The sequence below is a fragment of the Rickettsiales bacterium genome (assembly GCA_033762595.1).
Classification (GTDB): Bacteria; Pseudomonadota; Alphaproteobacteria; order Rickettsiales; family UBA8987; genus JANPLD01.
Window position 1 is genome coordinate 1 of the sequence record JANRLM010000004.1, and the last position, 11661, is coordinate 11661.

An 11661-nucleotide genomic window follows, 5' to 3' on the forward strand; every position below is an offset into this window, starting at 1 on the left:
TACCCCCTAGAAGCCAACCCCTTCAAGCCGTTTTTTATTAAATCCTCTAAAGAAATTTCTTTATTTTTATTATGCAAATTTGAAACTACTGAAAAAGCATCACTTCTAGTAAAGCCAAGGTTTTCAAGAGCGGAAGTTGCATCAAAAATAATATTATTTTCGCTAATAGTTTCTTTACCATTTTTTAGTTTCACAATCTCAGCACTTGGGGCAGAAATTGAACTTTTTCCTGCAATATTTTTTAATTCTGTTATAATTCTTTCCGCAATTTTTGGCCCAATACCGGGAACTGACGATATTAGTTTTTTATCAGCGGAAGAAATAGCCAAAATTAAATCTCTCGGCTTCAAATGTGAGAGAATTGCGAGGGCAACTTTTGCCCCTACGCCACTAACTTTATTAAGTTGAATGAACCAAAATTTCTCATCTTCATCAGCAAAACCATACAGGTTTATCGCATCTTCACGCACAAAAGTTTCAATAGTAAGGCTTGCTGAACTGCCGACATTTCCAATTTTTCCAATCGTATTATTTGAAGCATAAACTAAATAGCCAACCCCTCCAACATCAAGGATTATCTGGTTATCAGAGATTTTATCAATTACGCCTTTTAGTTTGCCAATCATAATTTGAACTAGTTTGGTTTGCGTGGCAAACGGCACAAGCAAGTGCATCTGCCTCGTGATCATTTTTCGGTGTTGCCTTTGGCAGCAAAATTTTCAACATCGCTGATATTTGATGCTTTTCAGCCCTGCCAACGCCAACTATTGATTTTTTAATATTTGTAGCAGAATATTCAAAAATTGGAATATTATTATCAGCTAAAACATAAATAATTGCACCCCTTGCTTGCCCTAGTTTGAGTGAGGATAAATTATTTTTATTAACAAAAACCTCTTCCAAGCAGGATTCTTGCGGGTTATATTTTTGAATAACTGATTTTATTTCATCGCCGATTAATTTTAGGCGGTAAGAATTTTCATCTTTTGGATTAGTTTTTAGAGAGCCAGAATCAATGAATTTGAAGCCCTGAGTGCTTGCTTCCAAAACCCCCCAGCCTGTATCAGCAAGCCCCGGATCAATACCTAATATAATTTTTGTGTTCACTTAATACCCCATATTTCATAGCCACGAAGACGAGCTCTATTTATTTTATGAATAATTTGACAACACTATCTAAAATCCAATATTAAAAATTCTCTGATAATCGTTGTCAAATTTTTTGGCTTCAGAGCGAATTTTATTGCAGGCTAAAGCAACTAATTCTTTATAATTATTTGCTGAAATATTTTCTTCAGAAATAGAAATTTTAATAATTTCTTTTCCGCTTTCACTTGCAATTTCACAAATAACAATATGTTTTTCTGATTCTTTATAGCAATAAACACCAACGGCAGTATGACAATTTCCTTGAAGTTTATATAAAATTTCTCGCTCAATATTTGCACAAATTTCTGTTTCTTGATGCGAGATTTTTTTTAATAATAAAATAATATTTTTATCATTTTTTCTGCACTCAACACCAATAATGCCTTGGCAAGCAGCCGGTATCATATCTTGAACAGAAATTTCTTTAACATAAAGCCCGCTTAAATCTAAATCCTCACCACTTCTTTCAATCGCAGCTTTTGCCATAATTATCGCATCGTAAAAGATTGGCGGATGGCCTTCCCACTTAAAATTATGGCGGAGTTTTGCAATTCTAGTTTGCACTGAACCCCTTAAATTCCGAACCTTTACAAGCGGATTAATTTTTTTGATAGCGAGTTTTCTTCTAAGTGAAACTGAACCTATAATAAAATCTTTTGGCAAAAATTTTATATCATCAATAAAATTGCGACTAATTATAACATCAACCGCAGAAGCCCTTTTTAGATAGGCTGGAAAGCATAAATTTTGCTCTTTAACATTGCCAGCAACATCTTTCATTGAGTGAATAGCAATATCAATTTTATTTTCTATGAGAGCCTTTTGAAGCTCACTAGTGAAGGCGTTTTTTCCGCCCTCAAAAATATCTCTCAGAGGCTTATGATGAATTTGATCACCCTTGGTATTTATTTTTACAATTTCATATGAAAAATCTGGCTGAATTTTTTTTATTTCAGAAATAACTTCTTCCGTTTGTGCAAGTGCAAGCTTGCTAGTGCGTGTTCCAATTTTAAGGTGCATTAATACGAAAATCTAAATCGGCATTCTTAATATATCTTGTAGTGCTGAAACTAGCTTATCACGAATGGAAATCAAGGCTTTTAAGCTAACTTCCGCATTAGCAATTGAAATTGCGAGTTCATCAAGGCTAACCTCACCTTTAACAGATTTTATGGTGGTTGCCTCAGCGTTATCAAGCTTGGATTTAGTATCTTGCAGGGCTTTTTCAACCAGCGATGTAAAATCCTCTGATTGTTCAGCACCGCCAAGCCCCTTAACTTCCAGCGAGGAGGCCTTATTGTAAGCGTTTAACGCATCTAAAATATTTACATTCATACCTTTTTTATTTTCTTTCATTTATTAGATTTTATACCCCTCTCCCTATAAGTAGGGAGAGGGGGAATATATAATTTACCTCAATAAATCTAGGCTTCTATCAATCATTTGTTTTGTGTTTTCAATAGCGGTGATATTTGCTTCGTAAGCCCTTTGGGCTTCTTTGAGGTCGATAGATTCCAAGTTCTTATCAACATTTGGAAATTTCACATAGCCTTCTTCATTAGCGGCTGGGTGTTCAGGCATATATACAAGTTTGAAATCACTTTTATCAGTGTCAATTTTTCTAACTTTAACTAAATTTGCTTTAGTTTTTGCATCTTTCACATTCTGGAAAACGATAATTTTCCTGCGATAAGGTGTATCATTTGGGCTAATACCAGTGGTATCAGTGTTTGCGATATTTTCAGTGATTATTTTTACCCTTTCAGCTTGGGCTTGCATTCCAGAAGCAGAGATATCAAGGGCGTTTTTAAGCCCTGCCGAAAAAGAATTTTCTGCAAAAAATAAAATACTTAAGAATATATAAAAAAATATCTTCATAAATTAATTAGTGCCATTATTGCCAATCGCTTCTTTTATCAGTGATAAAATTTTCCTATAAGATGCTGAAGATTCAGAAAATGAATTAGTATTTTTCATCATTTCCAACGCTTCCATATCAAGCTGTACTTTATTTTTGCTCGAGAGCATTTCAAACTGGTTTGAATTATCAAGCCCCGCAAGATGTTTTGAATTGGTTTTTACCGGTGCAACATTTTTAAGCTCATTACTTAAAACATTATCAAAACTTAAAGGTGCTAAATCTTTTCTTTTATAACCAGGTGTATCAACATTAGCAAAGTTTTCGGAAATAACTTCTTGGCGAGCGGAATTATATTTCATCTTCTGCTCTAATAAATTGAGGGAATATATATTGCTAATATCCATGTTTTTGTTTTGATTAAACCCCCTCTCCCATCGGGAGAGGGTTAGGGGTGAGGGCAAATAAATATACTGCTTAGCCCTCACCAGATTTTCTAAGCTTGTATTAACTCGCTTGAAAATCTTGCCTCTCCCAATGGGAGAGGCTATTATAAATTACCCCTAAATCCTAACAAACCACCCCTAAAAAGGCAATTTTTACTCACTTATGATAGGGTTTATTCTCTAAAATAGTCCAAGCACGATACATTTGTTCAACAAGCATTAAGCGTGCCATATTATGCGGAAAGGTCAATTTACTAAGCGAAATAACATTATTCGCTTTCTTCAAATCCTGTTTATCAAAGCCCTCAGCCGCACCAATTACAAAAGCAATTTTACCGCCAAAATTTGCAGAGATTTTCTCAAGATATTTAGAAAAATCAACGCTGTTAAACTCTGTGCCGTTTTCGCTAAGGGCAATCACGAAATATTTTGCAGATAATTCTTCAATTATACCAATTTTGGATTTTCTATTGATGTAATTCTCAAACTCAATTTTCCAATTAAGCCGTTTTTGATAATCTTGAATTACACTTTCAAAACCCTCATTTTTACTATGCGAATGATAAAAAATTTTGAATTTCATATAGCTAAATCATTATAAATAATTAAAAAATACCCTAAAAAACTCAAAAATGCTTGAAATTTTTATTTTATTTATCGCAGGAATTCTAGCAGGCTTAGTTAATTCCATTGCAGGTGGCGGAACTTTCTTCACTTTTCCAGCCTTAATGCATTCAGGTTTAACTTCAATTATTGCGAATGCAACTAATAGCCTTTCAATATTTCCTGGACATTTTGGCGGATTAATTCCGCAAAGAAAATATCTCATAGGCAAAATTTTTGAACTCAGATATAAAATCCTCGCTTGCTTTATTGGTGGTGCGTTAGGCTCAGTTTTATTGATGATTTCTAGTGAAAAACTTTTCAGAAGTTTAATTCCATTTTTGTTATATCTCGCAACGATTTTATTTTACCTAGCACCTAAAATTCAAAATATTTTGAATGAAAATAAGAAATTGCTTGATAGGTTCTCCTCACAAAAAGCAAGTTTTATAGGGCTTTTTTTGATTACAATTTACGGCGGATATTTTGGTGCGGGGCAAGGAATTATGCTGATGGCACTACTTTCAATCACTGAAAAAGATGATATTAAAGAACTCAATACGCAGAAGAATTTTTTTGCAGTGATTGCAAATTTTACTGCGGTAATTTTCTTCGCTTTTTCTGGAATGATAGCTTGGAAATCCGCTTTAATTGTGCTAATAGGTGCGGTTATTGGTGGCTATATTGGGGCAAAAATTGCAAACTCCATCAAGCCGCAAACCCTCAGAAAAATAATAATCTCAGTCGGGTTTTTACTTGGAACTTATTATTTGTTAGGATTATAATAATTCTCGCCAAGGAATTAGGGGATAAGAGGTATAATTAACAAAAGCCCTAATAAACATCTCTTTGATATCTGCCTTGTTTTTTGAGGTTAGAGATATATTCTTTTGCAAATTCATCTCCTTTGCCTGAAACTTCAGAGATTACCTTATGAATCGTTGCATCAACATCTTTTGCCATTCTTTTTTCATCACCGCAAACATAGAAATATGCACCGCTTTCTAACCAATCAAAAACTTCTTTTTTGCGAGCATAAATTTTATGCTGAACATAAACTTTTTTAAGTCCATCTCTTGAGAAGGCTGCATCAAAATTAGTAAGCAAGCCTTTTTGGAAATAATCTTGCCAATCAAGTTGATACAAGAAATCATAATTATATCTCTGCTCACCAAAAAAAAGCCAGTTTTTGCCCTTAGCACCAATAGCATCTCTCTCTTGCATAAAAGCCCTGAAAGGTGCAATGCCAGTGCCGGGGCCAACCATTATAATCGGCTTGTCGTTATCTTGCGGAAGCCTAAAATTTTTATTGGGTTTGAGGTAAATTTTTACCTTATCATTTTTCTTCAAGCTATCCGCCAAAAAGCCAGAAGAAACGCCACTTCTAGCCATTCCAAAGCTGTTATATCTAACGCTTGCAATAGTTAAGTGAACCTCATCACCAACACTTTTTTGTGAAGAAGCGATTGAGTATAAACGAGGCGGAATTTTTCTAAGAATTTTAACAAAATCTTCTGCTTTAATATTTTTGATTGGATAATCTTTAATTAAATCAATTAAAAATCTGCCATAAATATATTCAGAAATTTCAGACTTTTTAGCTTTTTCTAAGAGTTTTTTATCGCCGATAATCTCCGCATAATTTTTGATTAAAAACGCCGAAAGTGAAGTTATCTCATAATCTTCTGTAAGAAGCTCACTTAATTTTTTGCCATCAACTATTTCTTCACCAGAAAACCCAAGAGTTTTAATAGTTTCAGCAACTAGATTTTTATTATTTTGAGGCAATATACCAAGTGCATCACCTACCTCATATTTAATCCCTGAGTTTTCAAGCGATATTGCATAGTGATAGGTTTCTTTTTCAGAGCCTTTTTCGCTCAACAAAACTTTATCAGAAAGCTCAGCAATAAATGGTTCTGACGGACTATATTCCTTACCACCCGCACCAAAAAGCAGAGAGAAATCAACCTCGCTTGAAGTAGTTTTAACATCTAACTTAGCAGAAGCATCAACGCCGTTTACTTCCAAAAATTTAGTGAGAGCTTTTTCTATCCACTCATTTGCAGGTTTTTCAAAATCTACATCACAATCAATTCTATCAAAAACCCTTGTTGCACCTAACTTTTCAAGCCTTTCATCAACATCTTTTCCCGCACCACAAAATTTAACATAGGATCTATCACCTAAAGCACAAACTGCAAAATTTAAGCTTTTTGGCATATTTGGAGCATTATCATTGAGCAGGTTTTTATAAAATTCAGTTGCTCTTTCTGGTGGGTCGCCTTCACCCCAAGTGCTTAGGAAAACCAACAAATTTTTATGCTCGGTAAGTTTTGGAATTTCCAAACTAAACATATCTTCAACAACAGGCTTGAAACCCCTAGATTTTGCAATTTTTGCTGCTTTTGCTGCTAAGCCCTCAGAATTACCCGATTCCGAACCATAAATAATTAATAATGGAATTGCGTTTGCTGAAACAACTTGCTCACCCGCAGCAGAATTTGAGAGGGCATAACCACCCAAAAACGCAGAAAGATAGAGAGATTGCTCTTTAGAAAGGCTTGGAACAAGAGATTCAATCAGCTTTCTCTGCTCATTAGAAAAATTAGGTGTGCTGTTATCTGGCAATTTGAATAATATTAAGTTTGGGCTTTGTTACTAAAATTGTGGATATTTTTCAACATTATTTTAATTAATTTAGGTTTAGACCATAAAAAAATTTGTAATAATTGCCTAAATCAAAACTTGTAACTAATGTGATAGACCGAATTAATTTAGGATTTTATGAAAAAAATAGCTCTTTTAGCTTCAGTTTTAGTGGTTTTATCTCCAAATATTTCAAATGCTCAGAATTTTAATTACCCAGCTTCAATGAAGCATAAATTAAGCGTTGATGGTGGCTTAATGTTTGCAAGAGGTAACACAAAAGCTGATAATCTCAATGCAAATTTCAATTTGGAATCAACTAAAGGTAAATTTACTAATAATCTGATGGGAAGGGCAATAAATCTTAAGCAAAATAGCCAAAGGGCTGATGAAGATTATTTGCTAAATAACAAATTAAAATATGATCTCTCGGAAAAAACTTACGGCTTTGGTGAGCTTGAGTATTTTAATGATAGATTTGCTGGTTTTGAACATAGAATGCATGAATTAGCGGGTCTTGGTTACTATATTAGGAATGACGACAAAGTTAAATTATCTGTTGAAGGTGGTGGTGGTGCAAGACAAACTAATTTTACTGGCAATAAAGAAGATATTAATGAGTTTGTTGCAAAAGCTGGTGGTGACTTGAATTATGTTCTTAATGAAAATGTAGAATTTAACCAAAATGTTGGATATTATTGGGGTTCAGATTTGCAAGTTACAAGATCACAAACTTCTCTAAAAGCTGATTTAATAGACGATGTTTATTTCAAAGCGGGATATTTAATTGAGAATAATTCTGAAGTGCCGATCGGCAGAAAAAATAATGATCAATTAACAACTATCGGGATTGGCTACGAATTTGCTAGCGAATAATTTATTAAATCTATTTTAGTTGCTTTCTCTCTGATGCTAGAGTAAATGAACTAGCTAGAGTTTATCTAAGAATTCAGTACACACCCTTAGTTAGCTTTAACTAAATAAAAATTCGGGACAAGAAATTACTCAGCCTTAGGGGTTTCTTCGGTTTTGTTAGCTTCTGTAGTAGTTATTTGAGAGGCTTTTTTATTTTCCACTTCGTTAACTGAACCAGCTGTGCCAACTTTAATTTTGCCTGCTAAAAATTTATTCTTAAGCTCTTCCGCCTCAGCTTCACCTCTCGCAACATTAACATAAACTTGTGCTGTAACGCCTTCACCTAAATCAATGTAAATTTGGTAAAAACCAACAAATTTGATTGCTGTTGAGATTGTTACATTTTTTCTATCAATTTCAACTGAGGTTTCTTTTTTAAGTTCAGCAACAACATCAGATGAATTAACTGCACCATAAAGCCTTCCATCATCACCAGCTTGCTTGATAACAGCGAGGATTTTATTTCTAATTTTTTCAGCAATTTTATTAGCTTCAGCCTCTCTTTTTTTAGATTGCGCTTGAAGCTCAGCTTTTTTAGATTCAAAATCTATTACATTTTGCTTGGTTGCAAAAACAGCTTTACGATTTGGAATAAGAAAATTTCTTGCATAGCCAGACTTAACTTCAACCAACTCGCCAACTTCGCCAAGATTTTTTAATTTTTCTAATAAAATAACTTTCATAAAAATTCAAAATTTAATAATTAAATTATTGATTGCTAACATAAGGTAGCAACGCAATGTTACGAGCTAGCTTGATAGATTCCGCAAGCTCTCTTTGCTTTTTAGCGGTGATAGAAGTAATTCTTCTTGGAAGAATTTTACCTCTTTCAGAAATAAATTTTTTAAGTAATGCAACATTTTTATAGTTTACAATAGGAGCATTTTCACCAGATAATGGGCATTCTCTCTCTCTCTTAGAGAAAACCTGCGGAAGCATAGCAGGGTTTATCTGAAATTTTGATTCGTCTAATTTCTTTTTATCTTTTCTGTAAGCCATAAAACCTCAATTAATCTTCACTGTTTAAGTTTGTGTTATCGTTGGAAATCTTTTCAACTTTAATAGTTAAATCCCTAATTATATCTTCGCTAATGCCAAGCCTTCTTCTAAGCTCAGAAATTGTAGAAGCTTTAGCTTCAAAGCCAAAATGAACATAATGCCCTTTTTTGCTTTTTTTAATTTTGTATGCAAGATCCCTCAAGCCCCAAAATTCTTTTTTAATTAGTTTATCACCTGCAGAAGTGATAACTTCTTCAAAGCTAGCCACAACCTTTTCAACGTCAGCCTGTGCAAGCTCTGGGCGAATAATAAATGTAGTTTCGTATAGTGCCATAAATTTATTTTATATGCTTTTTAGGAGGCGGATAATAGCGTGCTAAAACCTATTTGCAACCAATTTTTTTAACTATGTTGCAATTTTAGCAAAAGATGAATTACATTAAACATTTCAAAGGGTTAAAATTTTGATTCCTGTTAAGATGCAACTTAAGACTTTTTTATTTTGTTATAAAGCAATGAAACCACAAAATAATTATAAAAATAAAATTAAAACTTCTTAAAACTACTTTAATTAGATTAATAGTTGATTATAGTATTTAGTATAATTAGACTTAACATAAAAATGTTTTGTAATGCCTAGAATGAATGAACCAGAGAAATTATCAACTGAAGATGTCAAGATGCTCACTCAACAAGGCAACCTTGAAACTAAAGTAAAAGTTGTTGATAAGATATCTGGACAATATGCCACTAAAGGGTTTTCTGATAAAGAAAAGGGTTTGGCTGAAGAAATTTTCCGATTACTTATTAAATACGCTGAGGTTGGGGTTAGAAAGTCGCTTGCTGAAAATCTGATGAACACTGATGAAGTGCCAAGAGATGTTCTTCTTACTCTAGCAAAAGACATTGATGATGTATCTCGCCCCATTTTAGAGTTTTCACAAATTTTAACTGATGATGACTTAGTTGAGATTATCAAAACTTCTAACAGCACTGAAAAGCAAATTGCTATTGCTAGAAGGGAAGGTTTGTCTGAGAATGTTTCTGGTGCATTAGTTGAAGTTAATAATGAAGATGTTATTTCAAACCTATTACAAAACGCTACCGCACAAATAAACGAAAAGGATTATCTAACCATTGTCGATACTCACGCAAATAAAGAAGATATTATCGAGTCTCTAATTACTCGCGGCTCAATTCCTTCTCATGTTGTAGTTAGCGTCACCAAAAAAGTTTCTGAGGCAATTCGCAGTAAGTTAGAAACAAAATATAGTTGTAACTTTGATAAAATTAACTCTCTCTTCAAGGATTCTGGAGAGATTGCGGCTTTCCGTTTTGGCAATATGAAAATCTTCGGTGAGGATTTAATTGAGCTGATAAATATGCTCGAAAGCAATAACCAGCTCGAACAAGCCCTTGAGCCAATTCACGGCAAATTAACTTTTATCCTTAATGATTTTGAGCCTATTGGTCAGTTTGTGCCAATTTCTGCTATTGCACTTGGTAACAAAACAATGTTTGAAATCTGCATGGCAAGGCTTGCTGGTGTTAAATTTTCAAATATTAGAAAATTAGTTACTGATTTAGATCACGGCTTGAAGGCTCTGTATGATAGGGCTCACTTACCAGATGCTCTATTTGAAGCGGTAAGATTTTCAATCTGGGTTATAAACCAAATGGATATTGAATCTGAAAAATTCGGCACGCCAAAAGCAAAAGATGATCTTCACGAATACATTAAAAAGATAATCAGTCTTTCTCGTGGCAAGAAAATTAAAAATCTTTCTAGTTTTATTTCAATCATCAAAAAGCACATTGATAGACAGGACGGCGAGTGGTAATCATTCAATTATTTCCATAAAAATTCTTACTAAAAAGATTGCCTTAAGTTATTAGTTATTCTATAAAATAGCTTCTTAATTGAGTCATATAGAGCAAACACATTGTGTCTAGCTCGAAATGACGCTCAAAATTATAAAAAACCGAAGGTTTATGTCTATCTCAAATACCGCAGAAATTATTCCAATTTCTATTAAAAAAGAAATGGAATCTAGCTATCTTGATTACGCAATGAGCGTTATTGTTAGTCGTGCTATTCCTGATGCTCGTGATGGTTTGAAGCCAGTTCACAGGCGTATAATCTATTCTATGCAAGATACTGGGGCACATTTCGGCAAGCCTTATAGAAAATCTGCTCGTATAGTTGGTGATGTAATGGGTAAATATCACCCGCATGGTGATACAGCAATTTATGATTCATTAGTGAGAATGGCTCAGCCTTTTTCAATGAGAGTTCCGCTTGTTGATGGGCAAGGTAACTTTGGCTCAATGGATGGGGATAACCCAGCCGCAATGCGTTATACCGAATCCAGAATGGCGAAAATCACGCATAAGCTCACTGAAGATTTAGACAAAGAAACCGTTGATTGGCAAGATAATTATGATGGTAGCGAGAAAGAGCCTATGGTTCTGCCAGCAAGATTTCCAAATCTACTTGTCAATGGCACAAGCGGTATTGCAGTTGGAATGGCAACTAATATTCCACCGCATAATTTAGGTGAAATGATTGACGCTACAATTTTCTTAATTGAAAATTCTGAAGCAACACTTGATGAATTAACGAATATAGTTCCAGGGCCTGATTTTCCCACGGGCGGGATAATAATGGGCAGAACACCAGCAATTAACGCATTGCAAGAGGGTAGGGGATCAGTTGTAATTCGTGGTAAAGCTGAAATTGTTGATAATAACGGTCGAGAAATGATTGTAATCTCTGAAGTTCCTTACCAAGTGAATAAAGCTTTGATGGTTGAAAAAATCGCTTTGCTAGTTAGGGAGAAAAAAATTGAAGGAATTTCGGAGCTTCGAGATGAATCTGATAAGCAGGGCGTTCGCGTTGTAGTGGAGCTTAAGAGAGATGCAGTTGGTTCAGTGGTGCTGAATCAATTATATAAATTCACGCCATTACAAACCAGTTTTGGCTATAATATTTTGGCGTTAGATCACGGCAGACCAAGGCAGATGAACATTAAAGATGTCCTT

The 11661-nt window shown here is 34.2% G+C and carries 15 protein-coding genes; 4 read left to right on the top strand and 11 right to left on the bottom strand.

All coding sequences use genetic code 11. The features are described 5' to 3' along the window. The 7 genes from ruvA to SFT90_00325 all read right to left on the bottom strand — a co-directional run. Positions 1-626, bottom strand: a 626-nt coding sequence (gene ruvA, locus SFT90_00295) for a Holliday junction branch migration protein RuvA (GenBank protein MDX1948923.1), incomplete at its 3' end; no start/stop codon positions are given. Then, positions 598-1107 (bottom strand): crossover junction endodeoxyribonuclease RuvC, encoded by a 510-nt coding sequence (gene ruvC, locus SFT90_00300; GenBank protein MDX1948924.1) that lies wholly within the window; start codon positions 1105-1107, stop codon positions 598-600. The genes ruvC and ruvA, both read right to left, overlap by 29 nt. A gap of 69 nt (positions 1108-1176) precedes the next feature. After that, entirely contained in the window at positions 1177-2169 is a 993-nt protein-coding gene (gene hemC / locus SFT90_00305; protein MDX1948925.1) for a hydroxymethylbilane synthase, read from the bottom strand. A gap of 12 nt (positions 2170-2181) precedes the next feature. Continuing rightward, positions 2182-2505 (bottom strand): flagellar hook-basal body complex protein FliE, encoded by a 324-nt coding sequence (locus SFT90_00310; GenBank protein MDX1948926.1) that lies wholly within the window; start codon positions 2503-2505, stop codon positions 2182-2184. A 54-nt stretch (positions 2506-2559) separates the two neighbouring features. After that, positions 2560-3027, bottom strand: a complete 468-nt coding sequence (flgC, locus tag SFT90_00315) for a flagellar basal body rod protein FlgC (protein MDX1948927.1) — start codon at positions 3025-3027, stop codon at positions 2560-2562. A 3-nt stretch (positions 3028-3030) separates the two neighbouring features. Further along, positions 3031-3369 carry a flagellar basal body protein gene (locus SFT90_00320; GenBank protein MDX1948928.1) on the bottom strand — a complete coding sequence of 113 codons (339 nt, stop codon included), beginning with the start codon at positions 3367-3369 and terminating at the stop codon, positions 3031-3033. A 241-nt stretch (positions 3370-3610) separates the two neighbouring features. Continuing rightward, positions 3611-4036 (bottom strand): 23S rRNA (pseudouridine(1915)-N(3))-methyltransferase RlmH, encoded by a 426-nt coding sequence (locus tag SFT90_00325; GenBank protein MDX1948929.1) that lies wholly within the window; start codon positions 4034-4036, stop codon positions 3611-3613. A gap of 49 nt (positions 4037-4085) precedes the next feature. Here SFT90_00325 and SFT90_00330 point away from each other — a divergent pair, with 49 nt between their 5' ends. After that, complete coding sequence (locus SFT90_00330; GenBank protein ID MDX1948930.1) at positions 4086-4841, top strand: sulfite exporter TauE/SafE family protein; 756 nt, start codon at positions 4086-4088, stop codon at positions 4839-4841. Positions 4842-4890: 49 nt separating this feature from the next. Here the strand turns inward: SFT90_00330 and SFT90_00335 are convergent, their stop codons facing one another. Next, positions 4891-6687: a flavodoxin domain-containing protein gene (locus tag SFT90_00335; GenBank protein MDX1948931.1), complete on the bottom strand. Its 1797-nt coding sequence runs from the start codon at positions 6685-6687 to the stop codon at positions 4891-4893. 156 nt (positions 6688-6843) lie between these two features. Here SFT90_00335 and SFT90_00340 point away from each other — a divergent pair, with 156 nt between their 5' ends. Beyond that, complete coding sequence (locus SFT90_00340; protein MDX1948932.1) at positions 6844-7581, top strand: DUF481 domain-containing protein; 738 nt, start codon at positions 6844-6846, stop codon at positions 7579-7581. A 125-nt stretch (positions 7582-7706) separates the two neighbouring features. Here the strand turns inward: SFT90_00340 and rplI are convergent, their stop codons facing one another. From rplI to rpsF, 3 genes are all read right to left on the bottom strand, one after another. Beyond that, positions 7707-8303, bottom strand: coding sequence for a 50S ribosomal protein L9 (rplI, locus tag SFT90_00345; protein ID MDX1948933.1), 597 nt, complete (start codon positions 8301-8303; stop codon positions 7707-7709). 25 nt (positions 8304-8328) lie between these two features. Then, entirely contained in the window at positions 8329-8559 is a 231-nt protein-coding gene (gene rpsR / locus SFT90_00350) for a 30S ribosomal protein S18 (GenBank protein ID MDX1948934.1), read from the bottom strand. A 70-nt stretch (positions 8560-8629) separates the two neighbouring features. Beyond that, complete coding sequence (gene rpsF / locus SFT90_00355) at positions 8630-8953, bottom strand: 30S ribosomal protein S6 (GenBank protein MDX1948935.1); 324 nt, start codon at positions 8951-8953, stop codon at positions 8630-8632. A gap of 298 nt (positions 8954-9251) precedes the next feature. Here rpsF and SFT90_00360 point away from each other — a divergent pair, with 298 nt between their 5' ends. Together SFT90_00360 and SFT90_00365 are read left to right on the top strand one after the other, a co-directional pair. Next, positions 9252-10460: a DUF2336 domain-containing protein gene (locus SFT90_00360; GenBank protein ID MDX1948936.1), complete on the top strand. Its 1209-nt coding sequence runs from the start codon at positions 9252-9254 to the stop codon at positions 10458-10460. Positions 10461-10611: 151 nt separating this feature from the next. After that, a partial coding sequence (locus SFT90_00365) for a DNA gyrase subunit A (GenBank protein ID MDX1948937.1) occupies positions 10612-11661 on the top strand: 1050 nt, incomplete at its 3' end.

What these genes read in the sequence shown, in the direction of transcription:
- hemC (MDX1948925.1), bottom strand. Translation starts at nt 2,169, where the DNA reads ATGCACCTTAAAATTGGAACACGCACTAGCAAGCTTGCACTTGCACAA.
- SFT90_00310 (MDX1948926.1), bottom strand. Translation starts at nt 2,505, where the DNA reads ATGAAAGAAAATAAAAAAGGTATGAATGTAAATATTTTAGATGCGTTA.
- flgC (MDX1948927.1), bottom strand. Translation starts at nt 3,027, where the DNA reads ATGAAGATATTTTTTTATATATTCTTAAGTATTTTATTTTTTGCAGAA.
- SFT90_00320 (MDX1948928.1), bottom strand. Translation starts at nt 3,369, where the DNA reads ATGAAATATAATTCCGCTCGCCAAGAAGTTATTTCCGAAAACTTTGCT.
- SFT90_00325 (MDX1948929.1), bottom strand. Translation starts at nt 4,036, where the DNA reads ATGAAATTCAAAATTTTTTATCATTCGCATAGTAAAAATGAGGGTTTT.
- SFT90_00330 (MDX1948930.1), top strand. Translation starts at nt 4,086, where the DNA reads ATGCTTGAAATTTTTATTTTATTTATCGCAGGAATTCTAGCAGGCTTA.
- SFT90_00340 (MDX1948932.1), top strand. Translation starts at nt 6,844, where the DNA reads ATGAAAAAAATAGCTCTTTTAGCTTCAGTTTTAGTGGTTTTATCTCCA.
- rplI (MDX1948933.1), bottom strand. Translation starts at nt 8,303, where the DNA reads ATGAAAGTTATTTTATTAGAAAAATTAAAAAATCTTGGCGAAGTTGGC.
- rpsR (MDX1948934.1), bottom strand. Translation starts at nt 8,559, where the DNA reads ATGCTTCCGCAGGTTTTCTCTAAGAGAGAGAGAGAATGCCCATTATCT.
- rpsF (MDX1948935.1), bottom strand. Translation starts at nt 8,953, where the DNA reads ATGGCACTATACGAAACTACATTTATTATTCGCCCAGAGCTTGCACAG.
- SFT90_00360 (MDX1948936.1), top strand. Translation starts at nt 9,252, where the DNA reads ATGCCTAGAATGAATGAACCAGAGAAATTATCAACTGAAGATGTCAAG.